A 26,514-nucleotide genomic window follows, 5' to 3' on the forward strand; every position below is an offset into this window, starting at 1 on the left:
GAGGAAACACCATGGCGGACATCAGTTTTCCCGCCCGCATCACGATAACTCGGCAACCGGACGCCGACGGGCTGCCGGTCCTGAACGCACAGTTGGCAGTCCCCACCGAGATGGCGGACCTCGCGTTGCCGCGTGGTCCGGTCGGCGCTCCGGGCGCGAAGGGGCGTCCGCGCACGACCTTCCGGAAGATGGGCGAAATCCCCACCAGCGCCGCGCGGCCCAGCGGGCTGGGCGCCGACGACCGCGGGAAGTGGTGGCATCGGCTGGATAACGACGGCATGGACGTGTGGGACGGCGCGCAGTGGGTGCACTCGCCGCACGCGGTCGGCCCGAAGGGGCCGGTCGCCGATGCCAACACCATCTCCGTGCTGGTATCGGACCCCAATCCCACGCTGACCGTTCCCGCGGTGGAACTCGTCGGCAAGGGCGCGAATCAGCAACTGAAGGCGACAGTTCCGGCCGGACTGGCGGGCGCCCGTGGCCCCGCGGGTGTCTCCGGCAAGATCGCGGATTCACCCGACTACGACAACACCACCAATCCCGGGCCGGGTTCCGTCTTCGCGTATCACCGTGCCACGCAGAAGTTTCGCCCGCTGCAGCCGCCGCTGGGCACCGGGCCCTGGTCGTGGTACCAGGAGGACTTCAACGCCGACCAGGACGCCGACGTCGCGCAGATCATCGCGGGCGTCTTCACCGTTCCCGCACAGCAGTTCGCGTGGCGTCCGGTCGCGCAGGGACACGTCCACGTGTTCAGCGCGACGTCGCCGGTCGACGCGACAGTGCGATTGAACAGCACGGACGGCCCGATTCTGGCCGCCACCCGCCCATCCGTCGGCGGATACCTGTATCTGCCGTTGCTGACCACCTACCGCGACGAGGACTCGGTCTCGACACTGTCGCCCAGCTCGACCTTCGCGGTGGTGCCGCAGGGACAGGCGGCGAACTTCACGGTCGTACTCAACCGTGCGGGGAACGGCAGCGGCCGGATCGCCTTCTCCCGCAATCAAGCCTCACTGGTCATCCACGCCCAGCCCATCTGAAAGAGGTGACATGTCAACCGTTGGAAAGTACTTCGAGTCCACGCTCATTCGCGGCATCGACGAAGGCGTGGGCACACCCGGGGTCGCGCAGGCACTGCACGGCACACCCCGTGATGGCTCCCTGGAACTGATGACCGGCACCCCGGGCGATATCGGGCCGCAGGGCGAACCGGGCGCCGCCTTCCGCTGGGAAGGCGATATCGCCGATCAGGCCGCGCTGGCCGCGCTCGCACCCCGACTCGGCCTCGCGCATGCCGGCAAGGCCTGGCGGGTACTGGCGACCGATACCCTGATGTATTGGAACGGAACGAGTTTCGACTCCTTCACCGATGCCTTCGGAGCGTCCGGGCCGGACGGCGCACCCTGCGATATCACGATCGGCACCGTCGCCACCGGACCGGCAGGATCCGCTCTGCAAGCGACGGTCACCGGCACCAAACCGAACCTGGTGCTCAATCTGACTGTGCCGCAGGGCGTCAAGGGTGTGCAGGGCGCACCCGGCGGTCCGGGCCCGATCAGGCAGGCCCCGGACTATGCGGACGGCCCGCACCGGGACCGCACGGTGCCCTCCTGGAACGCGGCCGGCCAGAAGTGGACACCGCGCCCCTTCCCGGGGCTTCGGGGCCCGTGGTCGATCGCCGGCGCCCAGGCATGGGACGGCGGACCCGGGTTCGCCCCTACTCAGCAGAATGTGGGCACCACGCCGAATACCATCGCGCAACTGCGCATTCCGGCGCAGGACGTCGACTGGCGACCGGTGATCGCGGGCGGCGCGCTGGTGTTCACCAGTGAGACGATCGGCAACTTCAACACCCGCATCGACGCCGAGGTGCGCATCGACTCCGATTCGGGGCAGATCGTCGCTCTCGGTGCCGGATTCCCGTTCGGCGCCGACGGGTTCTGCTACTTCCAGCCGCACTACGCCACCCGGGCAATGACGCCCGACGGTGCGGTCGGCGTCATTCCGGCAGGCCGCGCGGTGACGCTGTACGTCGTACTGCGGCGAAATCGCGGTGACTCCAACTACACGTATCGGCAGGGCGACTCCCAGATCTTGTGCTGGGCCCGGCCTGTGACGGCGTCGTGAGCGGGAAGAAGAGATGACCGACCAGCAGAAGACCGTCGTCTACGACGAGAACATCATGATCACCATGCGCGGAGTCTCCGATTCGATCGGGCTCCCTTATACGGTCAACCCCCTGGAACTGGTGGACCGCGAGGCGCTCATCGAACTGCGTGAGGGCCCGAGCGGTGGGCAAGGCCCCGAAGGCGAACCGGCCCGGCCCTGGCGCTGGCGCGGCGACATCGCCGATGTCGCGGCCCTGAAGGCGCTGAACCTGGGCACTCCCGATGCACGCAGCGCATGGCGGGTGACTTCGGAGAACGCCGTCTATTACTGGACGGGACTCGATTTCATCGCGTTCGACAATGCCTTTCTCCGACCCGGCAAGCCCGGCCCAGCGAATGCACTGTCCGGCGCCGCGGTCGCCGGCGAACCCGGGTCGGCCGCCGCCGCACGGATTATCGGCACCGCTCCGGGGCAGACGGTCGAAATCACCTTCCCGCGTGGCATTCCCGGAGATGCCGGTGACCCGGGCGGAGCGGGGAAGATCCAGGACGCGGCCGACGTGCTCATCGACCAGGCCCATCCGATCGCTCAGGACTACGTGCTGATGTGGAATGCGAGCCTCGGCAAATTCGCACCGGTCGCGAATCCGAAGCTCGGCGGTCCCTGGGCTATCGGCAAGGGACAGTTCAGCAGCGGCTCGAACCTCAATGTCGCCAAGACCGTTGCGGCGATCACCATTCCGGGCCAGCCGACGGCGTGGCGACCGCAGGTGCGCGGTTCGCTGCGGGTGGCATCCGCGAATCCCAACAGCTGGGGCGGACGCAGCGATGTCGAAGTCCGCATCGGCGACCCGTCGAAGGGGGAGCTCGTCGGCTACGGCTACGGCTACAACATGGGCAACTGGGACTGGGTGCTGATCGGTCCGAAGTTCGAGTACCCGCTCTCGCCGAGCGCGAGTTTCGGTGTGGTGCAACCCAATCAGACTATCACGTTGTACGTCACCGCGAAGAACACGCTGGGCGGCACGCCGTTCTCGGTCGACAATACCGGCGCTCAGCTCATCGTCTACGCGGAGCGCGTGCTGTGACCAGCATCTTCCGGCTCCAGGTCGACGTCGGTGAGGAATGGACCGATGTGCTCGTACCGAAGGCCGCCGAATTGATCTGGACCAGGCTCGAATTCGGACGATTCATCACCTTCTGGAGCCATCCGGGCGAGCCGTCCGCGGCGGCCGACGAGCCCCACAGAATTCGAACGGACTCGCTTCCCCTGTCTCCGGGAGCCGACCCGGGCAACACGGTCCGGGGCGTGTCCGGCCTCCCGGGCGCGGTGCCCTACGTGACGAGCGATCGGCTGCTGTGGGTGTACAAGCAGCCTCCGCCCGCCCCCGCGGATGGCTCGGCACCGCCTCCGTAATCGCTATCGGGCAGGCCCGCACGCGGCCGCCCGCTGTTCGAAAGGCATTGACCCATGGCTGATCTGGCCCCATTGAAGTACGGCAAGGTCGTCGGACGTTTCCTCGCGAATATCGCCGACGGGCCCGACCTCGGCGACCTTCCCGAGTTTCCGCCCCTCGCCGGCACCATCACTTTCACCGCAGACGCACCGAAGGTCCTGGTCGCCGGCGCGCAGCCCGCGCCGGCCACCTACGTGCAGCTGCCCAACCATTACGTCTGCGAGCTCGACGAATTCGGCTTCCTCACCTGGCGCGGCAAGCGCGGCATTCGACTGGTCGCCCCGAACGCCGACACCAACCCTCGCGACTGGACTTGGCGAGTCTCCTTCGCCCTCGGCTTCGAGGGCGCGCCGGTTCCGCTGGAACCGTTCAGCTTCGCCGTGCCCGAGTACGTCGCAGGTCCGGATCAGACCAATCCTGATGCGGGATCCACCGGGCTGATCGACCTGACCCTGGTCTCGCCGGTGCCCAGCAGCCTCGGCAATGCCGTGGTGCGCGGTGATCGCGGTGCGGGCATCCAGATCGACGGCCAGGCCGCCACCTACGCCACACTGCCCGCCACGCCGAAGGACGGGGCGCAGTATGTCGTCAAGGCAGACGGCTTGCTGTACGTCTACCGCGCGACGGCCGGTGGCTGGACGCCCAGCGGACAGGGCATCGTGATCCGGGGTCCGGCCGGCGCGACCGACTGGTCCGGAGTCACCGGCAAGCCGGCCACCTTCCCGCCGGTGATCGGATCGACCTCGACAACCGCGGTGGCGGGCGATGATTCGCGGCTCACCGACGCCCGCACACCCACCGCGCACACGCACATCACCGCGCATCTCTCCGATGCGAGCTCGGTGGGGCGCGCACTGCTCACCGCCGTCGACGCGGCGGCCGCGCGCACCGTGCTCGGAGCGGTGGCGGCCACGGATACCCGGCTCAGCGATCAGCGCCAGCCCACCGCCGCCGGGCAGGCCTACGACATCGCGTTCAAGTCGCACACGGGAACTCGGGTGCAGGGGGTCGGAAACGTGATGCCCGAAGGGCTTCGGATCGAGCGGGCGATCAGCGTCAGCTCGATCACCTATCGCGGTGAGACGGCGGGCACCGGCAACCTGGTCGTGGAATTGCGCAAGACGAACAGCGGCGGAAACACTGCTGTCGCAGGCAGTTCCGCGACCATCGCGGCCGCCGCCCACAACACCGACACGGTCATCACGCCGAGCGCGCCGTGGACGTTCGCGCCCGGTGATCGCCTGACCGTCAATATCACCACCGCCGACAGCTCGGCAGGCAAGGGCCTACAGGTCAGCCTCAAAGGGGTGACGCTCTGATGGGGCTCGTCGTGGTCGCGCCCGGCGCGGCGGTGCTGACACCGATGGGGATGGACAAGTCCGGCGATCTTCCGGTCGGCAAGGACACCAGCGGTATGAAAGTGTCCGGATGGGCCGCGCGCAGCGGATATCCGGACACCGTCATCTCCGCCGGCAACAACGAGATTCTCCTGAGCACCTCGGGGGCTGGCATCGCGCGCTGCCGGGTCACCCTGACCGCGGGCTGGAACCCGGGGGTCGGTGGCGGCGGGTTCCGGGTGTCGCTGATGCAGAACACCACCGAGATCAAAGCGGCGGACTTCGCGGTCAGCGCGTTGTTCGTCGCGCTGCCCGATACGCCGGTCACCGTGCAGCCCGGCGATCGGCTGTGGCTCGCCGTCAGCAACACGACCACCAGCTTCTTGGGTGTGACCGCGACGGTGAAGGGCGGCTCCGGAACATACGTCACCTTCGACGCCGTGTGATGGAGGACGACCAATGCCTTGGACCGGAGATCCGATCTGGGTCGCGGACGTGCTTCGCGCCGCCGGACTGCGCGTCATCGAACACGAGGGCTGGCGCGACCGCGGTCACGGTGACTTCGCCGATATGCGCGGCGTGCTGTGCCACCACACCGGTGGCGGCGGCCAGAGCGACTGGCGCACAGTTCAATACGGACGACCAGACCTGCCAGGCCCGCTGGCCCAGTTGGTGCTGGAACGCGACGGCACCTTCCGCGTGATCGCGGCGGGCGTCTGCTGGCACGCCGGCCGCGGCTCGTGGCCCGGCTGGCCCACCGACAATGCCAACTACCACGTGATCGGCATCGAAGCGGTCTCCCGCGGCGGCGGAACCGATTGGACCCCAGCGCAACTTGACGCCTACAAACGCGGCTGCGCAGCCATCCTGCGCCGCATCGGCCGCACCGCCACCGACTGTGTCGCCCACCGCGAGTACAGCAGCGAAGGAAAAATCGACCCCGCCGGCATCGACATGGACGCATTCCGCCGCGATGTCCAAGCCATCATCGACGGAGAGGACGCGCCGATGAGCGCATCAGAAGTCGCCGAACTCAAAGCCTTCATCACCGCGTTCTGCGGCCCGATCGGCAACGACATCAAAGACATCCGCGAACAACTGTGCGGCCGAGCGCAGCGCGACAGCGGCCAATACGCCGGCTGGCCCCAACTCGACAACCGCACCGTCGTCGACGCCCTCTCCGACATCTACACCCGACTGCAAAGACTCGAACCCTAGGAGTCACCGATGCCGAATTCGCCGTCACCGTCCGCCTTCTCGGCCTCCACCCGCCCGCTCGCCCCCTGGACCCCCGGCACCGCGAGCCCGCTTGGATCCGCGTCGAGCGGCCGCCGCCAGAACATCTACAACTTCAACAACCTGGACGACCAGACCGCGAGTCGGATCAAACGCCTGAATCTGGGGCGTGACATCCGAAGATCCGCCGGCAACGCGACGAAGACATAACCGCCCTCGCCACCGGTTCACCATCCGTGAAAGGCCCAATCCCGAACCGGGATTGGGCCTTTCGCATGTCCGCACAACGAAAGGCACGGCCCGCCATGCCGTTTGTTCCCGCCGTCGACCCGCCCTCCGGCAGCCGTGTCCACAACATCACCGTGTCCTCCGCGGCCGACGCCATCCGCACCTTCGACCGCCTCATGCGCGCCGACGAACTCACCTCGTCGAACAACGTCAAGCCGATCTCCGCAATCCCGTCCATCTATGCCGACGGGATCCCCACCGGTGGCACGAACAAACAGGCACCCGTCCCCGACCCAGCCCCGGCGACACCGAACCCCCAACCCGCTCAACCGAATCCCCAACCGGCACAGAATCCCCAGTCAGCGCAGCCAATCCAGGACACGCAACCCGCCGGTCCGATCCCGGCCTCACCGGGCCAACTCGAGCAACCGGTGGTCCCGGCGCCAGCCCCGGTCGCGGTACCGGCCGACGGCACCCAATGGCAATCCGCGCCGAACACCTCCAGCGTCGTCGTCCCCGGCTCCAACGGTCAAACCATCGACAGCACCATCCACAACACCGACAACACCACGACAGAGGTCCGTGCTCGCGCCGAAGCCGAAGGCACCTACGTGTGGACGGCCTTTGCCGACGGCTCCCACTCGGTCACGTTCATTCCAGTGGGTGGCGGGCCGGAGACGACCTACACCGTGCCCGCGGGAGGGGATCTCGTCAACGGAGCTACCTCCGTCACGGTCGGCGACGGTAAGGGCACGTGGGTCACCGATGGCGTGAGCGCGGACGGTACGCCGATCCACAAGGTCACCGAGAAGCTTGAAGACGGCGTCACCTATCGCGATACCTCACTCCTCGCTGACGGCGGAACGATCGCCGAAGAGTATCGGCCCGGCAATCCAGAGTTCAGCACTCCGTTGGTGGTTGCCCGAACGAATAGCGCCGGTTACGGCTTCACCACCGACGAGCAGGGCCGCTGGGAGATATCGCCGGGTGCGGACGGCAAGTCGAAGCACACCCTGCTTGCCTCCGACGGCAGTACCGTCGCATCACGAGAGTTCGCGCCGAATGGTGATCTGCTCTCGTTCTGGTCGACTACCTCCGATCAAACAGTAAACGGCTCATCCCTCTCGGACGCGCGTGCGAAGGCCGCCGACGATTTCAACAAATACCTGGCCGCAAAGTACGTGACCTCGACACCCGCCGAGTTGAAGGATGACCCAGGGCTGCTCGCACGGGCGCAACTGATCAAGGTTCTGGACTCGCTCAATGCCGACCCGACCGCTCTGGTCAGCATCGTTCGAGACAAGAAGGGCAACCTCTTACTTGCCTCGTTCACCGGCCGGGACCGAGTCGAACACGTCTCCGTCCCACTCGAAAAGCTCGGCGAGACCCTCAGATTCGACCGTCATGCGAACGGAGCGGTCACCGACCCCGACGGCAATCAACTCGCCATCGTCGACGGCGTCGTCATGCGATTCGACAAGGCAGGCAACCTGATCCTTCCCACAGAAGTGGGAACCGGAAAAGCCCAGACGATCAATCAGAACAATGCCGACGGTTCGCCAAGAACCAGAAAAGTCATGCTGGCCGACGCCACCACCCGTGACTACGCACAGATCCCGACACCGGAAGGCGCTCCGTCCGAAAACAAGTACTACGAAGTCGACGGTGGCGGATTCCTCGTAGACGACGGCCGCGGCATCTGGTGGGCTACCCGGCCAGGAGAAATGCTGACAATCAGCGACCACCTCTGGCAAACAGCCCTCGACGTGGCCCTCATAGTAGGCCCAAAGATTGGCGGTGCAGCCCTCAAAGGAATCAGCGGAGCCCTCAAAGCCACGCCCAAAATCCACGTAGGCGCCTTCCCCCGCCCCGCTCTCACCCCGCCGATCGAACCAATCCCGGCAATGGCGATCCCATCCCAACCCGCTTCTGCCGCACCCGCTTCGATCGCTCCTCGACAAGTGGGACCCGCGGTTCCTTCGAAAACTGTCACTCCGCAAGCGAACCTGGCCCCAGCCTCGACTGCGGCAAATCCGCACACAATGCTCCCCGGATTGGGTCTGGGATCCATCCCCCTCAAACAACTCCCTTTCGAGGTGACCGCTCCGATCCGGGCCAACACCCTCGTGCAGCCCGAAGCAGCAATCGCCGCGCAGGTCAAGAAGGTCATCTTCGAAGCCGAAGCGGTAACCATGATGTCCGCGGAACGGCCTGCGGTAGGGGCCGGCGGCAGAACCGTCAACCGGACCGGAACTCCTCGCGCCTCCTCTGCCAATAGCGCAACTCCGCCGACCAGCAACACAGCAAGCACGGGTTTCACCAATACCGGTGGTGGCGGGTCGCTGCCTCCGGGCAGTCGCGGTGGTGCCGGGCGTGGCGGGATCGGAGGGAGGCAGCGACCCGCCAGCTCAATGGTTGGCTCCCCCGCCAGCTCCGCCCGGGCAACCGGATCAGCACCGCGCGTTCCAAAGCCCAAACCCAAGCACGGAACTGAGATGCGTCGAGCTGGCAGAATGGAAGGTCCTGTTGTTTTTCGGCTGCCAAGTAATGTCACAGCCCAGGAGATCGCTCAAACTGAGGAGTATGTGAGAGCCGCGAATATCGCACTTGTCAGCGGGAAGCTATCGCCGATTGGAAGGGTAAGTGTCAAGGGCGTACTGAAACGAGCCAAGGAGTCCGCTGCTGCTCGGGAGCGTGCGCGGGCTGCTGCCGGCGGCCGACCATACGGCAGCGACGTGGCCGCTCATCTTCCTGACACAACCTGGGTAGGAAAGGGGGAACCACCCGGTTGGGGTCGTCATACCGATAGGATAAACAAGGTTCTCGGTTCGCAGTCCGGAAACTATCCGGTTGGTTATAGGCCAACAATATTCGCTTACGAGGTGTAGTGGGATGGATAACGTGACAGACTGGCCCGCGATGATCGGCTATCTGCTGATAGTGAAGAATGAAATCGATCAGCGCGATCTGGAGAAGTTGCAAGAGTACACGGCACCTCGGCAGAAGGTATCTGAGGAGGTTCTGCGCGGAGCTGAATCGAGCTTGAACGTGCAGTTTCCTGTGGAGTACCGGAACTTTCTTCTGCACGCTGACGGGTGGAAATCCTTCTACTGGAACACCGACCTCTTCGGTATGTTGGAATTTTCCGGAGAAGGGGCCGCCCACGTGGCGACGGAAGGGCTCGGTGTATATGAGGCAGAGGGGGTCCTGGAAGATCTCAAGCTGGAGGGGCACGACCTGATTCCGATCGGCGCCGGCATCGGGAGCGAGAATCTATTCTTGCTTGTCGTGTCTGGGGATGCTGAAAAGGTCGGTACCGTAATTTGGATCGATGGCGGAGATGAAATTGAGACATTCAGAGGGTTCGATGAGTTCTTTGCTGCCATCATCGAAGAACATAAATCATATCTGGAAGAACTCTAGGCCCCACTTATCTCGGATGGAATCTGTGCGTTCGGTTGCGGCATGGTAACTTCTGGTCTTGTTGACGATTTATCTCGTATTGCGCCAGAGCTGCATCTGCGAGAGATGAGTGAACTGAGCGCTGCCGAACTATCTTCGCTTCCTGGGTACTGGGCTAAAGCATTGCAGCTTAGCGGACGGAATCGGGTGGAGGTGGTGCTGGGTCAGTGGTCGATTTCTGCGTGGCGAATAATGAGTGACACCTATGGATCGCTCTCCGAGTTTCTGCAGGATGTCCATCTTGCCGAGTACGGCGGCAATCTTTTTTGCTCTATGTGCTGAACAGGGGTGGTGAATCATCTTACTACCTCGGAGGTAATCCTAATTTCAGTCTCCGATATGAAGATCTCCTGGAGCAGCTTCCGGAACTACTGAGGACCTTCTATCGTGATCTGCACGATGGTTGGTACTCGCTTCCCGGAGTGGCTGTAGGGCCTCTCCCGCTGGAGCATTTCTTCTGGCTCGACCAGATTGAATGGGCCATCCTGGATGACCTCAAAGCGGCCCCTCCCACGCTTGGTAAATGTGTAGCAGTCTTCGATTCGGGTGGCGGTGCCTACCTGTGTCTCAATTTTGAGGATCAGAGCGAACCGAGGGGCTTGAAGTGGTCTTCATTCTCTCCGCCGGAGGATGTCGATTTCTTTACTTACCTCGATATTTGGACAAACGTCGGACTGCTCAACTAACGATGGGCGACGATCGAAGCAGCAGGTAGGCGCATGGGCCGCTTCTCAGGGGGTTCTGGGTACGCCCTTGGCCGTGCGTGAGGTGCTGCAACGGGTTGGGCATACGCAAGGCAATGAAAGGGCATTGAGTGAGTAGTCCAGCATTCGATTCGGGTGTGGCATCCACTGAGTTGGTTTCGGTGGCTGAATCTATCGTGCAAGGCATTGTTGATGCTGACGTCAGGTGGGACTCGGTTGCGGTCGTTGTAAATCTGGATAGGCAGAAATCGATGTTCGGATATATTTACACGGACGATGGGCAATGGAATGCCGATGTTCCGCTCGAGATGGAGGTTTTGACGCGTGCAATAAACCTTCGAACTGCCATGGCTGCGCCGAAAAAGAAGGATTGGAAAGTCTGCTGTATTCAGATAAGGCGCTCGGATATGAGTGTGGATGTGGAGTTTGAATACAAGAATTCTGGACGCTGGCAGATAACGCCGGTCAATCTGGAGAGCAAGATAGAAGAGTTGCGCCCTCGCTAGAGCATAGTTCGTACCGATTCGGTGAGCGGCTCAGCTGGGGATGGGTTGGGGATCAGGCGGCAGAGCCACCAGTGGCGGGTGGGGTATTCGGGGGAGTACAGGCGGATCTGGACGGTTCTGGTTCGTCGTCGGTGAAGGTCGCGGAGTGCGAGACGGGCGTCGCCGGGGGTGGGGTGGGGGCGGCCGGGCCAGAGGTCGTTCCATTCCGGTGTGCGGCTGCAGTTTTCGATGATGGCGGCGGTGGTTGGGTTGGTGGTGAGGTTGGGGGTGAGCATGCGGAGGCTGTGGATGAGGCGGGACGCCTCGGTGTGCCATTCGACGATGACTTCTCGGGCCGTGGGGGTCAGGAACATCCACTCGATGAAGCTCATGCCGGGGTGTAGGCCGGGGAAGGCGTGGCGGTGTGCGGCGTTCGCGGCCAGAATCGTGAAGGTCGGGAGCGTGTAGAGGCAGGCTGGGCCGATCAGGGTTTCGAGGTCGGCCAGGTCGTGGGTGTCCGGGCGGGGCGGCCGTGACGGTGTGGGGGTGCCGTAGAGCTCCGGCAGGCTGTGCTCGAGGATGTGGCGGCGGTACATCGGGGCCACATCCAGCTCATCGAACAGGATCTGCAAGGCGTGCAGAGTCGGTGGGCGGGCACCCAATTCGATCTTCTCGATCAGGGAGACAGACAGGTTCGCGCGTTTGGCGAGGTCGGTGCGGGTCAGCCAGGCGTCTTCGCGGCGTTGCCGTATGTAGTCACCGAACAGGTTGCCGGTCAACCGTTGTCACCTCTCCCACCACTATTTGTATTGTGTTCTGTATTGCGTGTCTCCCACGGATTGTGCGGGCGAGGTTCGTTGAAGTCCCCGCTCGCCACTCCGGATAATAGAACATATGTTCGAACGATAGCTCAAATGCTGCCGACGACCGCGATGACGGGGCCGACGGCAGTAGGGCCAGGGGTGGAAGGCGGTCTTGTGGACTGGATGGGCAGATGTGTCGGGGCGCGGGTTGGGCGGGCCATGGAGCGGGCGGGGGTGAGTGCCGCGGACCTCGGGAAACGACTGGGGATGCGGGATGGCGCGCTGGCCGGCCGGATGGCGCGGCCGGGCTCGTTCCGGGCGAATGAGCTCATTCTCCTCGCCGCGGCACTCGGCCTCGAGGTTCAGGAGCTGCTTCCGGGCGCTGATTGCTTGCCCGACAAGGGTTGTGCGGTCTGTTTCAGTCCAGTGTGAGATCGCCGAGGGATTCGGCGAACTTGCGGAGGAGGGGGATTAGGGTCTCGCGGTCGGTGGGGGAGAGCGCCTCGAGGAGGCGTTGTTCGTTTGCCATGTGCAGCGGGAGGATTCGGTCGATCAGGGTGCGGCCGGTGTCGGTGAGGTGGACTCGGATGGCTCGGCGGTCGTTCGGGTCGGGGACTCGGTCTACCCAGCCTTTGGCGGTCAGGCGGTCGATGCGGTTGGTGATGGCGCCGGAGGTGATCATGGCGGCCTTGTTGAGGGCGCCTGCGCTGAGGCCGGATTCGTTGCCGGAGCGGCGGAGGGTGGCCAGGACGTCGAATTCCCAGCGTTCCAGGCCCTCGGCTCGGAAGAAGTCGGTGAGTTCGCGGTCGACCAGGCGGCCCAGGCGGGAGAGGCGGCCGAAGATCTCCATGGGGGAGGTGTCCACGTCGGGGCGTTGGTCGCGCCAGGCGGCGGTGATGTGGTCGACGGCGTCGGGCAAGAGGGGCTCCTAGCTGCGGCGGAATAAAGTTCAACATTGAGATACTTGACGGTGAGGTATTTGGATGGTGTTATCTCAACGTTGAGATTATCAATGAGGAGCTATCGATGACCACCTCACGCGCCGCCGTCGCCGGACTCGCCGGGACGCTTGCCCTCACCGGGCTCGCGCCGCTGGTGTGGGGGTCGACCTACGCCGTAACCACCAGCTTCCTGCCGCCGGAGCGGCCGATGTTCACCGCGGTCATGCGGGTGTTGCCCGCCGGCCTGCTGCTGCTCGCCATGACGCGGAAATTGCCGCACGGGCAATGGATTTCGCGGGCCTTCGCGCTGGGCGCGCTGAATATCGGTGTCTTCACTGCGTTTCTGTTCGTCGCCGCCTACCGGCTGCCGGGCGGAGTGGCGGCCGTGCTGGCCGCGTCCGCACCGCTGTTCGCGGTCGGCTTCGCCGCACTCGCCGGACTCGAACAACTCACGCTCCGCAAAGTCGTTGCGGCAGTGATCGGATTGGCGGGTGTGGCGCTGGTCGTCCTCAAGGCGACAGCGGCCCTCGACACCTGGGGCATCCTCGCCGGACTCGGCGCGGCCGTCGCCATGGGCAGCGGCACCGTGCTGACCAAACGCTGGGGTCGTCCCGACGGTGTCAGTCCGCTGGCCATGACCGGCTGGCAGTTGGCCACGGGCGGAATCCTTTTGCTGCCGGTGGCGGCCATCGCGGAAGGTATGCCGCCCGCACTGGATGCCCGCAATATCGGCGGCTACCTCTACCTGGGCCTGATCGGCACGGCCATCGCCTATGCCCTCTGGTTCCGCGGCATCGCCAGGACCAGCGTCACCTCGGTGACCTTCCTCGGCCTGCTGAGCCCGGTGTCGGCCACCATCATCGGCTGGGCCGCGCTCGGCCAGTCGCTGACCCCGCTGCAACTGCTGGGCATCGCCATCGTCCTGGGCGGCCTGCTGCTCGGGCAAACGACCTCGAAGGAGCGAAAGATCATGCAGATCACCGTGTTCGGAGCCAGTGGAGACGCCGGGAGCCGGGTCGTCACCGAGGCCCTGCGCCGCGGTCACCGAGTGCGGGCCGTCGCCCGCACCGCCGACCGGCTGCGCGAACTACCACCGGAGGTCGAGGTGTGGACCGCCGACGCCACCGATCCCGCCGCCGTCGAGAAGGCCGGTGCCGGAAGTGATGTCGTGGTCGGCGCCACCCGGCCGGCCGTCGGCCGCGAGCACGAGCTGGCCGAGGTCGCCGCCGCCCTGCTGGAAGGCTTGGCCGACAGCGGAACCCGGCTGCTGGTGATCGGCGGCGCGGGCAGCCTGATCGTCCCCGGCACCGGCCTGACCCTCACCGAACAACCCGGCTTCCCGGCCGAACTGCTCCCCATCAGCAACGGCGGGATCGGCCAGCTCGAGGTATTCCGGGCCACCCCGCACGCGGTGGACTGGACCTACATCAGTCCGGCCGCCTACTTCGAACCGGGCGAGCGCACCGGCGACTTCCGGCTCGGCACCGACGAACTGCTCACCGATGAGCACGGCAATTCCGCGATCTCGATGGAGGACATGGCGATTGCCGTGTTGGACGAGATCGAGCACCCGCGCCACCACCGCACCCGGATCACCGTCGGGTACTGAAAACATCTGCCGTACATACGGAGAACGGGGCGTGACCGAATCCGGTCACGCCCCGTTCTCATGGTCTCGAGGTCAGACGATGTGGAAACCCGCGCCCGCCCCGCCGTGGCGGTCGATATCCGCCAGCACGCTGGTGATGTTGGTGGCCAGCTCCGGCTCGTGGATCAGGTTGCCGCCACCGGTGCACAGCGGCAGTTCGATGCTGATCGGCCCGGCGTCGAAGTCGGTGCCCGCCACCACCATTCCGACCAGCTGGTCGCCGCGCAGTACCGGCGCACCGGAGTCGCCGTGGTTGGCGCACACCTGGCTGCGGAAGGACAGGGCCTTGGTCTCCCACACCGGTCCGCAGGTGAAGCCGGTGGTGCGGCCGTTCTTGCAGACGTTCTCACCGATCTGCGGCGGCGCGCCGATCGCGTTGATCGTCGACTGCGCGACCGAGCGGGTCGGGTTCACCCGGTCCGGGTTGAACACGATGATGGCCCAGTCCATCTGCTCGCTCTTCTCGGCAATGACACCGATGCCGCCGCTGCGGGTGTACTCGGCCGCGACGCGCGCGCCGACCTCACCGCAGTGGCCCGCGGTCAGGCCGACGAGCTGGTTCTTGTTGTCGTAGCCCACGGCGGTGAGGGTGCAATCACTGACCTGATCGGTGGTCGTGAGGTCCTCGACATACACCCCGGAACCACCGCCCAGCACCACCGGCGCGGCCGCGTCGGCGGGCCCGGCGAACGCCAGCACGGCGCTCGCGGCGGTGACGGCGACGGCCGCCCAGTTCAGGACTCGGGCGCGGCCCGCAGAGAGCATTTGGATTTTCCTCATCCCCCCGAAAATCGAATCGTGCGCGCGCGGTAATCGGGAGTCCGGCAGCGCGCAGGCGGAGCATGTCATGCCGGTAACCGAGAAGCAAGTCTCCACTCGGATGACCGATCGGATGACCTATTCGGAAGGCATTATCCGCCAACCGGTTCCGACGTGACGAAAACCGGCTTGGCCGTGTCGGTAGCCCGTGATAGAACTCCGGTCAGTGGTGATCGCACCACGGAGTGCAACCGGAGCGGCCATTCATGCGCGGTCGCTTCCAAATGGGGAGAATTTTCAATGGCTTTCTCGGGCAAACTTGCCTTGACCATGTTCGTTTCGGCTGCGGCTGTGCTGGTTACGTCGCTGGGGGCGGGCACTGCCAACGCTGAGCGCGGACCGGACGGTTCGCTGTACGGTTCGCTCGCGCTGAGCACCGACGGGGGCACCTTCTACGGCGCGGCCTGGAACTACCCGAACTGGCGTTCCTCCGACGCGGACGCCATCAACCAGTGCGCGCACGGCGGCTGCAAGGTGCTGGCGCAGTTCCGTGACGGCTGCGGCGCCATCGCCGAAAGTGCCGATCACACCTACTACTACGGCGGTTCGGGCAGCAATCGCGCCGACGCCGAGAACGACGCCATGAACCGGCTGACCAACTTCATGCCGAACCCGCCGGCCATGTTCGGTAGCTCCGCGCCCGCCAAGCAGTCCGTGCACATCCGCTACACGCAGTGCACCGACGGCGCGTAGAGGCAGACACCGACGGGGCGTAAATTTAGCCCTTGACCTTGACGCTACGTCAACTTGCATCCTGAATTCGTCGAGGAGAACGAGAGGATACGAAAGGCCGGAACGTGAGTGCCGAATGGTCGATCCAGGAATTGGCGAAAGTGGCCCACACCACAAGCCGCACGTTGCGGCATTACGGTGACCTCGGGTTACTGCCGCCCAGCCGGATCGGTTCCAATGGCTATCGCTATTACGACCAGGAATCCCTCGTGCGATTGCAGCGCATCCTTTTGCTCCGGGAACTCGGTCTCGGCCTACCGGCCATCGCCGAAGTCCTCGCGGGGCAAAAGGACACCGCAACCGCCTTGGCCGCACATCTGGAATTGCTGAAACAGGAGCAGGACCGGATCGCGCGGCAAATCGCCTCGGTGCAAACCACATTGCGCAAGACGGAAGCAGGTGAACAGCTCGTGGCAAACGAGGTATTCGACGGATTCGACCACGCCCAGTACAAGGACGAGGTCATCGAGCGCTGGGGTGAAGACGCCTGGCGCAACAGCAACGACTGGTGGTCGTCCAAGACCGATGCCGAGAAGAAGTCGTGGCAGCAGATCCATCTCGACATCGCCGCCGACTACGGCCGCGCCCACGCGGCGGGTCTCCCGGTCGAGAGCGACGAGGTGCAGGCCATCGTGCAGCGCCACTACGACTGGCTCGGTACGGCGCCCTCGGGCGGCGCAATCACCGCCCAGTACTTCAACAACCTCGCCGACATGTACGTCGCCGACCCGCGCTTCGCCGCCAATTACGACACGCACGGCGCGGGCACCAGCGAGTACGTCCGCGACGCGATCCGCGTCTACACCGCCACGCGGCTGTAGCCGGACCCGCACCACCGCAGCCCCTTCCGGATCTGTCCCGGAAGGGGCTGCGGCCGTTGGCATTCCGGCGTCTGACAACTCGTTCGTGCATGTCGGATCGTCGGGGTACAGTTCGCGCCACATCCGTGGGGGGAGGGACTCGATGAGTTATCCGTACGATCAGTCCGGTCACAGCGCCGCGGGATATGGCTATCCGCCGCAGGTTCGGGCCAGCGGCGGCACCGCGATCGCAGCGGGCGTCCTGGCCATGATTGTCGGCGCGCTGTCCCTGCTCGCGGCCATCGCCTTGATCGGTTTCGTGATCTCCGAAAGTTGCCGCGACAACTCCTACACCTCCCGCCAGTACAGCGTTGAGGGCTTCGGAATCTTCCTCGTCGTGGTGGGTATCTTCGTCGCCCTGGTAGGCGCGGTGTGGGTGCTCGGCGCGGTCCTGCTGTTCATGCGCAGGCCCGGCGGCCGAGCATTGCTGATCGCGCTGGGTTCCCTGGCCATCGTGATCGAAGCGATCCAGATCGGCCTGATCGGCAGTCTCGTCAGCGGCCTCGGCCTGCTGCTCGCCATCAGCATCGTCGTTCTCGCCTCGGTCCCCTCGACCGGCCGCTGGATCGATGCCGGATCTCGTCAGTGATTAACCCATTCGTGCATGTCAGCGCCCCGGAGTACAGTTCGCCGAGAGTGTTCAGGGGAGGAGACCCGATGAGTTATCCGTACGATTCGTCAGGCCAGAGCGGTCCGCAGGATCAGCCGCAACCGGGCTTCGCGCCGCTGGAATATCCGCCGCAGCCGGGCCTATCGCCGGTGGAATATCCGCCGCAGCCCGCTTATCCGCAGGCCGGCTATCCACAGCAGGCCGGGTACGCACCGCAACCCGGTTATCCACAGCAGCCCGATCCCGCGTACCCGGCCTATCCCGCACCGCCGGTGTATTCGCCCTATGCCATCCAGCAGACCCGGGCCAGCGGTGGTACCGCCATCACGGCCGGGGTGCTGGCGATGATCGGGGGCGTGCTCTCCATCCTGGCCGCGATCGTCATGCTCATCGCGAGTGCCGCGGTGAACAGCGACAACAACTCCTACCGTGGCAGCAGCTACCACAAAGACGAATCGGGTCTCGTCGCCGTGCTGATCGTGGGCGGAGTGGTCGTGCTGGCGGTCGGCGTGCTGTGGTGCACCGGCGCGACCATGCTGTTCCTGCGCAAGGCCGCCGGGCGCTGGATCTTGATCGTGATGTCCGGCCTCGCGGTGGTGCTCGGGCTCATCGGTTTCGCCATGCGTCCGGGCTCGGGCGCGATCGGCCTGATCTTCTCGATCGCCATCCTGGTGCTCGCGTCGGTGCCGCTCACCGGCCGCTGGATCGCGGAGGGCAAGCAGCCGGCCGTGGCGGCGCAGCCGTACTACCCGTACTACTGATCTCGAAAAGCACACCGCCGCCCGGTCTTTCGACCGGGCGGCGGTGTCGTGTGCGGCGGATCAGGCCGCGCACATCGACTGCATGACACCGCGCAGGATCGGCGCGCCGTAGGTGGCGGGCGCGAAGGCGATGGTCTCGGCGATGCCGAGCGGCGTCGTGATGGTCGAGGCCACGCCGGTGAAGCCCGCGATGGTGTTGCCGACGGTCAGCAGCAGGCTGGTGGTGTCGAGCGCGAAGGTGATGAGCGAGAAGAGGTTCTCCACCTTCACATCTCCCAGGGCCACGGTGTTGAGCGCGCGGCCCTCGTAGATGTCGAAGCCCAGGTTGGCCAGGAAGGTGAGCGGGCCGTAGTCCAGCGCGTCCACGATCGGTCCGAGCTGTTCGGTGCGGCGCAGCATCATCACGTCGGCCACCCGGTTGCTCTGCAGGAAGCCTTGCAGCGCATCGGCATTGGCGTTGACCGCGGCCGGATCGACGGGCAGCGACGCGGTGGTGAGGAAGTTGCGGGTGCGCTCGACCAGGTCACTGGTCTTGAGCTCGGCGATCGGGGTGCAGGTGCCGTTCGCCTTCATCACCTGGTTGGCCAGATCGATCAGGGGCTGCGGCAGGTCGACGTGCTCGTCGGGCAGATCCAGCTGCAGCTTCTGGTAGACGGTGTGCGCGTCGCAACCCACCGACAGCTGCGACTGCACCGCGCGCGCCAGCGATTTCACGCCGTTGAACAGCGCGCCCACGATCGGCTTGAGCACGAATCCGACGGTCGGCACCAGGCTGGAGGCGAACTGGGCCGGGATCTTCACGATGCGGGTGGCGAGGATGAACACCTCGACCACATCGCGCACCTTCAGTTGCGAGACCGCGACGGTCTGGTGCACCTGGCCGGTGCGCACGGCGTCGAGGCTGTTGACCAGGTAGGTGACGATCGGGTCGTCGAGGAACTGGGTGCGGTCGTTCACCTCGTCCGGGCTCAACGGCAGGAAGCCGCGCCGGTGCACGTGCATGGTGGCGATGTTCTGCCGGAAGTCGTTGACGGACCGGTCGTAAGCGGCCTGCTGCTCGCCCGGCACGACCGTGCGGATGGCGGTGGCGGCGGCACTGATGACGTCATCGAAGGTTGCCGAGCCGGGCTTGCCGCAGAGGTCGCCCGCGTCGGCGATCTCGGCGGCGGCGAGGGTGTCGCCCTCATCGGCGCGGGCCGGGGCGGCGCCCGGCACCAGGGCGACCGTGCCGAGCACGGCCGTAATGGAGAGCGCGCCCACGAGTGGGGCGAGGCGAGCGAGGCGCATGTTCATCAGGTCTTCCGGGTCTAGCTGGCGTCACGTCCGCGCAAACACACGGCAAAAACTGGTCGTCCGATCAGTTCGGGTCGTTATGTAATACGGCTCTGATGACGCAACCGGCCGCGCTTTCGTGAACTCTGCGCAAAAAGATCTCGACCAATCCCGCTCACCGGGATGACGCCGATCACTTCGCGGCCTACTCTCGCGAGGTTGGCCCCCGGTCCCGGCAAAGCCCTGGCATCTGCCCTTCGCGAAGGCTGCCAACCCACCCCGAAGGAGCCCACGCGCGCTTCCGGGTCGTGCCGGTAGTCTGGGCAGCCGTGACCGTCGCATCCCCGTTCGATCTCATTGTTGTCGGCTCCGGTTTCTTCGGGCTGACCATCGCGGAACGCACCGCCAAGCTGCTCGGCAAGCGAGTTCTGGTGGTGGACCGCCGCTATCACTTGGGCGGTAACGCCTACTCCGAAGCCGACCCGGAAACGGGCATCGAGATCCACAAATACGGGGCTCACCTCTTCCACACCTCCAACAAGCGGGTGTGGGACTACGTCAACGAGTTCACCGAGTTCACCAACTACCAGCACCGGGTCTTCGGCCTGCACAAGGGCCAGGCGTACCCGCTGCCCATGGGACTGGCCATGATCTCGCAGTTCTTCGGCCGCTACTACACCCCGGACGAGGCGCGCGCGCTCATCGCCGAGCAGTCGGCGGAGATCGACAGCGCCGAGGTGACCAATCTCGAGGAGAAGGGCATCTCGCTGATCGGCCGCCCGCTCTACGAGGCGTTCATCCGCGACTACACCGCCAAGCAGTGGCAGACCGACCCCAAGGAACTGCCCGCGGGCATCATCACCCGACTGCCGGTCCGCTACACCTTCGACAGCCGCTACTTCAACGACACCTACGAGGGTCTGCCCAAGGACGGCTACACCGCGTGGCTGACCAAGATGGCCGAGAGCCCGAATATCGAGGTGCGCCTGGACACCGACTGGTTCGACGTGCGGGACGAGATCCGCGCCGCGAACCCGGACGCCCCCGTCGTCTACACCGGCCCGCTGGACCAGTACTTCGACTACGCCGACGGCGAACTCGGCTGGCGCACCATCGATTTCGAGACCGAGGTGCTCGAGACCGGTGACTTCCAGGGCATCCCGGTGATGAACTACAACGACGCGGATGTCCCCTTCACCCGCATCATCGAGCCGCGCCACTTCCACCCGGAGCGCAGCGGCAGCTACCCGACCGACAAGACGGTCATCATGCGCGAGTTCTCGCGCTTCGCCCAGACCGGCGACGAACCGTACTACCCGATCAACACCCCGGAGGACCGCGCCAAGGTGCTCGCGTACCGCGAGCGCGCCAAGGCCGAAACCGCTTCGGCCAAGGTGCTTTTCGGTGGCCGCCTGGGCACCTACCAGTACCTGGACATGCACATGGCCATCGGCGCGGCGCTCAGCATGTTCGACAATGTGCTGCGCCCGCACCTGGAAACCGGTGCGCCGCTGGTGGACTCCGCCGAATGACCGCCCAACTGACTCGGGAAGACATGAGCACCGAGACCCGCGCCGTATCCCTGCTCCAGCGCGTCATCCTGCCCCGGCCGGGTGAGCCGCTCGACGTCCGCAAGCTGTACCTCGAGGAATCCGAGACCAATGCCCGGCGCGCGCATGCCATCACGCGCACCGCGCTGGCCATCGGCGCGGAGTCCGAGGTCTCCTTCTGCACCTACTTCAACGCGGTCCCGGCCAGCTACTGGCGCCGCTGGAGCGTGCTGAAGACGGTGGTGCTGAAGCTGGAACTGTCCGGCCACGGCCGCGTCGACGTCTACCGCTCCAAAGCCGACGGATCCCGAATCCACGTGCAGGGCAGCGAGTTCAGCACGCCGGGCGACGGTGCGGCGGCCGCCGACTTCGTCGAGTTCGAGGTGGATCTGGGCCCGTTCGAGGACGGCGGCTGGATCTGGTTCGACATCACCACCGACAGCCATGTCGAAATGCGCAGCGGCGGTTGGTACGCGCCGGTCGAGGCGCCCGGTGAGGGCAGCATCGCCGTCGGCATGCCGACCTTCAACCGCCCGACCGACGCGGTGAAGACGTTGACCGCGCTGGGTTCCGATCCGCTGGTGCTGGAGAAGATCAAGGCCGTCATCATCCCGGATCAGGGCAACCGCAAGGTCGTCGACGAGCCGGGCTTCACCGAGGCCGCCGCCCGCCTGGGCGGTCGCCTGGCGATTCACGATCAGCCGAATCTCGGTGGCTCCGGCGGGTACAGCCGGGTCATGTACGAGGCGCTCAAGACCACCGATGCCGAGTTCATCGTCTACATGGACGACGACATCGAGATCGAGCCGGACTGCATCCTGCGTGCGCTGGCGTTCTCGCGTTTCGCCAAGTCGCCCATCCTGACCGGTGGCCAGATGCTCAACCTGCAGGAGCGTTCGCACCTGCACACCATGGGCGAGATCGTGGACCGTTCCATCTTCATGTGGACCGCGCCCGCGACCGTCGAGTACGACCACGATTTCTCCAAGTACCCGCTGCGCGACCGCGACAACTCCAAGCTGCTGCACCGGCGCATCGACGTCGACTTCAACGGCTGGTGGACCTGCGTGATCCCGCGGCAGGTGGCCGAGGAGATCGGGCAGCCGCTGCCGCTGTTCCTGAAGTGGGACGACGTCGAATACGGTTTGCGCGCACGCGAACACGGCTACCCGACCGTCACCCTGCCGGGTGCCGCGGTGTGGCATATGGCGTGGTCGGACAAGGACGACGCCATCGACTGGCAGGCGTACTTCCACCTGCGCAACCGCCTGGTCGTCGCCTCGCTGCACCTGCCGAACGACGGCCGTCCGATGGTGGTCAACACCATCAAGGCCACGCTGAAACACCTGCTGTGCCTGGAGTATTCGACGGTCGCCATCCAGAACGAGGCGATCCGCGACTACCTGGCGGGCCCGGACAAGCTCTTCGAGTTGCTGCCGAGCGCGCTGGGCAAGGTGCACGCCATGCGCAAGGAATTCCCGGACGCGGTGATCGTGCCGTCCTCCACCGAACTGCCGATGGCCTCGCACGCCGAGGTCGGCGCGGTCGGTGAACCGGGCAATCCGCTGGCCAAGGTGACTCGCCTCGGCAAGGGCGTGCTGCACAACTTCCGCAAGGCCAACCCGAAGCATCACGAGACCCCGCAGCTGAACGTCCCCACGTTGGACGCGCGCTGGTTCCTGCTGTCGCAGGTGGACGGCGTCACCGTTACCACCGCCGACGGCCGCGGCGTCGTCTACCGTAAGCGGGATCCGCGAAAGGCCATGGAGCTGTTCAAGGAAGCGATGCGCCTGCGCAAGGAGCTGGCCGAGCGCTTCCCGGAGGTGCGTGAGCAGTATCGTCGCGCGCACGCTCACCTCACCAGCAAGGCCGCGTGGGAGAACGTCTTCGGTATCGATACTGAATCAAGGAACGAGCCCAAATGACGGCTGCACAGCCAACTTCGAGCCCGGACCGCGGACTGCACGTGGTCCCGGACGCACCGGCGGCCCCGGTCGCGTCCCCGGCCGAGGTCAAGATCATCAACCTGGTGCAGGGCACCATCGGCCGGAACCCGAACGTCGTCAAGGCCGCGCGTGGAATGTCGCACTTCGGTGAGCATTCGCTCGGCTGGATCGGCATCGCCGCGGTCGGCGCGCTGGTCGACAAGCCGCGCCGCCGCGAGTGGGCCGGGGTCGCCGTCGGCGCGTTCGGCGCGCACGCGGCGAGTGTCGTGATCAAGCGGATCGTCCGCCGCAAGCGTCCGCACGACCCGTCCGTGCAGGTCAACGTGTCGACGCCGTCGAAGCTGAGCTTCCCGTCCTCGCACGCGACATCCACTACGGCGGCGGCTGTGTTGCTCGGCCGACTGACCGGGCTACCCTTGCCTGCGGTGCTCGTCCCGCCGATGCTGTTGTCGCGGGTCGTGCTCGGCGTGCACTACCCCACCGACGTGCTCGCGGGTTCGGCGCTGGGCGCAGCATCCGCGGCCGCCGTGCTCGCCGCCGAAAAGAGACTCTCGAAGTGACCGCCCAGGAAAGAGCCATCGTTGACATGAGCGAAGAGCCGACGAGCACAGATCTAGCGGAGGCGGTCATCAAGGGACCGCCGAAGACGTTGACCGGCGGCCTGATCAAGGCCATGCGCCCGCGTCAGTGGGTCAAGAACGTGCTGGTGCTGGCCGCGCCGCTGGCCGCCGGCAAGACCGCCGCCGGTGATCTGGTGATCAGCGACCTGACGGTGCTCTGGCACGTGGCCATCGCCTTCGTGGTGTTCTGTCTGGCCGCCTCGGGCATCTACCTGGTCAACGACGCCCTCGACGTCGAGGCCGACCGGGCGCACCCGACCAAGCGTTTCCGGCCCATCGCCGCCGGTGTGGTGCCGGTGAATCTGGCCTACGGCCTGTCGGTGGTGCTGCTGGCCGGCTCGATTCTGCTGTCCTTCGTCGCGAGCTGGCATCTGGCCGTCGTGATGGCGGTCTACATCGGCATCCAGCTCGCCTACTGCTTCGGTCTCAAGCACCAGGCGGTGCTCGACATCTGCATCGTGTCCTCGGGCTTCCTGCTGCGCGCGGTCGCGGGTGGCGTGTCCTCGGATATCCGTCTGTCCCAGTGGTTCCTGCTGATCATGGCCTTCGGTTCGCTGTTCATGGTGACCGGAAAGCGCTACGCCGAGTTGAAGATCGCGCTCGACACCGGCGCCAAGATCCGCAAATCGCTGGAGTACTACACGCCGACCTACCTGCGTTTCGTGTGGACCCTGTCCGCCACCGCGGTGGTCGTGTTCTACGGTCTGTGGGCATTCGAGCAGGACAAGACCAAGGACACCATCTGGTTCGCCATCTCGATGATCCCGTTCACCATCGCCATCATGCGATACGCGGTGGATGTCGATCGTGGCGAAGCGGGTGAGCCCGAAGAGATCGCCCTGGGGGACCGGGTCCTCCAGTTCCTCGCAATCGCCTTGATCGGAGCGGTAGGTGTCGCTGTCTATCTCACCTGACGTGGTAGAGGGAGAAGAGCGAGAGGTGGGCGCGCCGACGGCACAATTGCCGCTCGGTCGCGCCCGTCGGCGTGCGGACGATGGGCCGCGCGGCTTCTCGCGACTATCCCGCGCCACGTTCCTCGGTGGGATCGTGCTGACCGCGACGCTGTTCGCGGCCGGTGCGTGGCAGCGCCGTTGGATCGCCGACGACGGCCTGATCGTGCTGCGCACGGTCCGAAACCTGATGGCGGGCAACGGTCCGGTCTTCAATGCGGGCGAGCGCGTCGAGGCCAACACCTCGACGGCGTGGACCTTCATCGTCTACTTCTTCAGCTGGCTGACCCAGGCGCGGCTCGAGTACGTGGTGCTCGGCATCGCGCTCACGCTCTCGGTGCTGGCCATCGTGTTCGCCATGCTCGGCACCGCCCGGCTGTGGGGCGGAACGGGTTCCGCGCTGCTGGTGCCCGCGGGCGTGCTGGTCTACATCGCGCTGCCGCCGGCCCGTGACTACGCCACCTCCGGGCTGGAGTCGTGCCTGGTCATCTTTTGGCTGGCAGTCCTCTGGTGGGGCATGGTGCGCTGGAGTCAGGCCGAAAAGGTCCGCCCCGCGGCATTTTTCGCTTTGGTCTTCTTCGCCGGACTGGCTCCGCTGATCCGGCCGGAGATGACGCTGGTCGGCGCGCTCGCGCTGGCCATGCTGTTCTGCGCGCCCGTGCCGGACACCCGCCTGCGGCCCTGGATGTTCCGGGTGCTGGTGGTGGCGGTGGCCGGACTGGTGCCGATCGCGTACCAGATCTGGCGGATGGGCTACTACGGTCTGCCCTACCCGAACACCGCGGTGGCCAAGGACGCCGGTGGCGCGAAATGGCATCAGGGCTTCATCTATCTCTGGGATCTCGTCGGCCCGTACTGGCTGTGGCTGCCGCTGGTGATTCTGCTGATCGCGGGTCTGGTGCTCGCACGGCAGCGTCGCGCGGAGGCGTCGGACGGTCGTCACGCGGTCGCCGAGGAGTCCTCGAAGTCGGGTCTGCGCGGCCGGATTCACCGCTTCAGCGTCTGGTTGCGCACCCCCGCCGCGGTGGTGACCCTCATGCTCGTCGCCGGTGTGGTGCTGACCGTCTACGAGATCCGCGTCGGCGGCGACTTCATGCACGGCCGCATGCTGCTGCCGCAGCTGTTCTGCCTGACCCTGCCGGTGGCGGTGCTGCCGATCCGGCTGCCGCGACGGTCGGCCGAGCGGGCGTCCGGAATGCGCGGACTGGATTGGGTTTTCGTCGTCGTGCTGGCGGCCTTCGCGGGCACGGCGGTCTGGGCGCTGTTCGCGGCCAACACCACCGCGATCACGGCGGGCACCAAGATCCGCGCCAACGGCATCGTGGACGAGCGCATCTACTACGTGCTCAATACCGGTCACGATCACCCGATAACCGCCGAGGACTACCTGGACTACCCGCGCATCCGCGCCATGGTCCGCGATATCGCCAACTCGCCGGACGGTGCGCTGCTGCTCAACTCGCCGTCGTTCATGAACTGGTACCTGGTGCCCGCACCGGTGCCGGACGGCAACAAAGAGCACGTGGTGTTCTTCCTGAATCTCGGCATGACCAGCATGAACGTGCCGCTGGACGTGCGGGTCATCGACCAGATGGGCCTGGCGTATCCGCTTGCGTCGCATACCGATCGGCTGACCGACGGCCGCATCGGCCACGACAAGAACCTCTACCCCGACTGGGTGGTGGTGGATACCGGCATGGTGGACCGGCACCCGTGGATGCCGTGGTTCCTGGACGAGAAGTGGTCCGACGAGGCCCGCACGGCGCTGTCCTGCCCGGATACCCAGTCGCTGCTGGCCTCCTCGCGGGCCCCGCTGACGTTCGATCGCTGGCGGCACAATCTGATGCAGGCGTTCACCTTCGCCAAGTACCGGATCGATCGGGTGCCGAAGTACGAGATCCAGCGGTGCAACCTGGTGGATCCCACGCTGCCACCGCCGCCCGCGCCCCCCAAGTAGCAAGACGAAGAGGCCCCGCATCCATACC

26 protein-coding genes are annotated in these 26,514 nt (G+C 65.6%); 22 read left to right on the plus strand and 4 right to left on the minus strand.

Features of this window, described 5'->3' with window-relative positions; all coding sequences use genetic code 11:
* Positions 1-11: 11 nt before the first annotated feature.
* The 12 genes from ACFXHA_RS21785 (at position 12) to ACFXHA_RS21840 (ending at position 11,038) form a co-directional block, all read left to right on the plus strand.
* Positions 12-1,040, plus strand: coding sequence for a hypothetical protein (locus ACFXHA_RS21785; RefSeq protein WP_379359401.1), 1,029 nt, complete (start codon positions 12-14; stop codon positions 1,038-1,040).
* Positions 1,041-1,050: 10 nt separating this feature from the next.
* Positions 1,051-2,127 carry a hypothetical protein gene (locus ACFXHA_RS21790; protein WP_379359403.1) on the plus strand — a complete coding sequence of 359 codons (1,077 nt, stop codon included), beginning with the start codon at positions 1,051-1,053 and terminating at the stop codon, positions 2,125-2,127.
* Positions 2,128-2,140: 13 nt separating this feature from the next.
* Entirely contained in the window at positions 2,141-3,196 is a 1,056-nt protein-coding gene (locus ACFXHA_RS21795; RefSeq protein WP_379359405.1) for a hypothetical protein, read from the plus strand.
* A complete protein-coding gene (locus ACFXHA_RS21800) occupies positions 3,193-3,525 on the plus strand; it encodes a hypothetical protein (protein ID WP_379359407.1) in 333 nt (110 codons plus the stop codon). The genes ACFXHA_RS21795 and ACFXHA_RS21800 overlap by 4 nt, the downstream gene beginning before the upstream one ends.
* A gap of 54 nt (positions 3,526-3,579) precedes the next feature.
* Complete coding sequence (locus ACFXHA_RS21805) at positions 3,580-4,884, plus strand: hypothetical protein (RefSeq protein WP_379359409.1); 1,305 nt, start codon at positions 3,580-3,582, stop codon at positions 4,882-4,884.
* Positions 4,884-5,348 carry a hypothetical protein gene (locus ACFXHA_RS21810; protein WP_379359411.1) on the plus strand — a complete coding sequence of 155 codons (465 nt, stop codon included), beginning with the start codon at positions 4,884-4,886 and terminating at the stop codon, positions 5,346-5,348. The genes ACFXHA_RS21805 and ACFXHA_RS21810 overlap by 1 nt, the downstream gene beginning before the upstream one ends.
* A gap of 13 nt (positions 5,349-5,361) precedes the next feature.
* On the plus strand, positions 5,362-6,120 hold the full coding sequence (locus tag ACFXHA_RS21815) for an N-acetylmuramoyl-L-alanine amidase (RefSeq protein ID WP_379359413.1): 759 nt from the start codon (positions 5,362-5,364) through the stop codon (positions 6,118-6,120).
* A 9-nt stretch (positions 6,121-6,129) separates the two neighbouring features.
* The gene (locus ACFXHA_RS21820; RefSeq protein WP_379359415.1) at positions 6,130-6,348 is read left to right on the plus strand and encodes a hypothetical protein; all 219 of its coding nucleotides are present in this window, start codon (positions 6,130-6,132) and stop codon (positions 6,346-6,348) included.
* A 65-nt stretch (positions 6,349-6,413) separates the two neighbouring features.
* Positions 6,414-9,254: a hypothetical protein gene (locus tag ACFXHA_RS21825; protein ID WP_379359417.1), complete on the plus strand. Its 2,841-nt coding sequence runs from the start codon at positions 6,414-6,416 to the stop codon at positions 9,252-9,254.
* Between the two features lie 4 nt (positions 9,255-9,258).
* Positions 9,259-9,789, plus strand: a complete 531-nt coding sequence (locus ACFXHA_RS21830) for an SMI1/KNR4 family protein (protein WP_379359419.1) — start codon at positions 9,259-9,261, stop codon at positions 9,787-9,789.
* A gap of 42 nt (positions 9,790-9,831) precedes the next feature.
* Positions 9,832-10,110: a hypothetical protein gene (locus ACFXHA_RS21835; protein ID WP_379359421.1), complete on the plus strand. Its 279-nt coding sequence runs from the start codon at positions 9,832-9,834 to the stop codon at positions 10,108-10,110.
* 559 nt (positions 10,111-10,669) lie between these two features.
* Complete coding sequence (locus ACFXHA_RS21840; protein ID WP_379359423.1) at positions 10,670-11,038, plus strand: hypothetical protein; 369 nt, start codon at positions 10,670-10,672, stop codon at positions 11,036-11,038.
* Here ACFXHA_RS21840 and ACFXHA_RS21845 read toward each other — a convergent pair.
* On the minus strand, positions 11,035-11,796 hold the full coding sequence (locus ACFXHA_RS21845) for a helix-turn-helix domain-containing protein (protein ID WP_379359425.1): 762 nt from the start codon (positions 11,794-11,796) through the stop codon (positions 11,035-11,037). The genes ACFXHA_RS21840 and ACFXHA_RS21845 overlap by 4 nt on opposite strands.
* A gap of 442 nt (positions 11,797-12,238) precedes the next feature.
* Positions 12,239-12,739, minus strand: coding sequence for a MarR family winged helix-turn-helix transcriptional regulator (locus ACFXHA_RS21850; protein WP_379359427.1), 501 nt, complete (start codon positions 12,737-12,739; stop codon positions 12,239-12,241).
* A gap of 107 nt (positions 12,740-12,846) precedes the next feature.
* Between ACFXHA_RS21850 and ACFXHA_RS21855 the strand changes: the two genes are divergently transcribed.
* Positions 12,847-14,370 carry an EamA family transporter gene (locus tag ACFXHA_RS21855; protein ID WP_379359429.1) on the plus strand — a complete coding sequence of 508 codons (1,524 nt, stop codon included), beginning with the start codon at positions 12,847-12,849 and terminating at the stop codon, positions 14,368-14,370.
* Between the two features lie 72 nt (positions 14,371-14,442).
* Here ACFXHA_RS21855 and ACFXHA_RS21860 read toward each other — a convergent pair whose 3' ends face one another.
* The gene (locus tag ACFXHA_RS21860; protein ID WP_379359431.1) at positions 14,443-15,174 is read right to left on the minus strand and encodes a S1 family peptidase; all 732 of its coding nucleotides are present in this window, start codon (positions 15,172-15,174) and stop codon (positions 14,443-14,445) included.
* A 294-nt stretch (positions 15,175-15,468) separates the two neighbouring features.
* On the opposite strand from ACFXHA_RS21860, the gene ACFXHA_RS21865 reads away from it, so the two are divergent.
* The 4 genes from ACFXHA_RS21865 to ACFXHA_RS21880 all read left to right on the plus strand — a co-directional run bounded on the left by ACFXHA_RS21865 (position 15,469) and on the right by ACFXHA_RS21880 (position 18,191).
* Complete coding sequence (locus tag ACFXHA_RS21865) at positions 15,469-15,921, plus strand: DUF4189 domain-containing protein (protein WP_379359433.1); 453 nt, start codon at positions 15,469-15,471, stop codon at positions 15,919-15,921.
* 104 nt (positions 15,922-16,025) lie between these two features.
* Positions 16,026-16,781 carry a MerR family transcriptional regulator gene (locus tag ACFXHA_RS21870; RefSeq protein ID WP_379359435.1) on the plus strand — a complete coding sequence of 252 codons (756 nt, stop codon included), beginning with the start codon at positions 16,026-16,028 and terminating at the stop codon, positions 16,779-16,781.
* 142 nt (positions 16,782-16,923) lie between these two features.
* Positions 16,924-17,409 (plus strand): hypothetical protein, encoded by a 486-nt coding sequence (locus ACFXHA_RS21875; protein WP_379359437.1) that lies wholly within the window; start codon positions 16,924-16,926, stop codon positions 17,407-17,409.
* Positions 17,410-17,477: 68 nt separating this feature from the next.
* Positions 17,478-18,191 carry a hypothetical protein gene (locus tag ACFXHA_RS21880; protein WP_379359439.1) on the plus strand — a complete coding sequence of 238 codons (714 nt, stop codon included), beginning with the start codon at positions 17,478-17,480 and terminating at the stop codon, positions 18,189-18,191.
* Positions 18,192-18,251: 60 nt separating this feature from the next.
* Here the strand turns inward: ACFXHA_RS21880 and ACFXHA_RS21885 are convergent, their stop codons facing one another.
* Entirely contained in the window at positions 18,252-19,484 is a 1,233-nt protein-coding gene (locus tag ACFXHA_RS21885; protein WP_379359441.1) for a hypothetical protein, read from the minus strand.
* 308 nt (positions 19,485-19,792) lie between these two features.
* Here ACFXHA_RS21885 and glf point away from each other — a divergent pair, with 308 nt between their 5' ends.
* The 5 genes from glf to zomB are packed head-to-tail and all read left to right on the plus strand — an operon-like array spanning position 19,793 to position 26,486.
* Positions 19,793-20,995, plus strand: a complete 1,203-nt coding sequence (glf, locus tag ACFXHA_RS21890; protein WP_379359443.1) for a UDP-galactopyranose mutase — start codon at positions 19,793-19,795, stop codon at positions 20,993-20,995.
* A complete protein-coding gene (locus ACFXHA_RS21895; protein ID WP_379359445.1) occupies positions 20,992-22,938 on the plus strand; it encodes a glycosyltransferase in 1,947 nt (648 codons plus the stop codon). Before glf ends, ACFXHA_RS21895 begins: the two co-directional genes overlap by 4 nt.
* Positions 22,935-23,519 (plus strand): phosphatase PAP2 family protein, encoded by a 585-nt coding sequence (locus ACFXHA_RS21900; RefSeq protein WP_379359447.1) that lies wholly within the window; start codon positions 22,935-22,937, stop codon positions 23,517-23,519. The genes ACFXHA_RS21895 and ACFXHA_RS21900 overlap by 4 nt, the downstream gene beginning before the upstream one ends.
* Before the next feature lie 26 nt (positions 23,520-23,545).
* Positions 23,546-24,493 carry a decaprenyl-phosphate phosphoribosyltransferase gene (locus tag ACFXHA_RS21905; RefSeq protein ID WP_379359449.1) on the plus strand — a complete coding sequence of 316 codons (948 nt, stop codon included), beginning with the start codon at positions 23,546-23,548 and terminating at the stop codon, positions 24,491-24,493.
* Positions 24,494-24,539: 46 nt separating this feature from the next.
* Positions 24,540-26,486 (plus strand): flagellar motor control protein ZomB, encoded by a 1,947-nt coding sequence (zomB, locus tag ACFXHA_RS21910; protein WP_379359647.1) that lies wholly within the window; start codon positions 24,540-24,542, stop codon positions 26,484-26,486.
* Positions 26,487-26,514: the final 28 nt, after the last annotated feature.

Origin of the sequence: Nocardia sp. NPDC059240, from assembly GCF_042753865.1 — a bacterium.
Taxonomy (GTDB): domain Bacteria; phylum Actinomycetota; class Actinomycetes; order Mycobacteriales; family Mycobacteriaceae; genus Nocardia.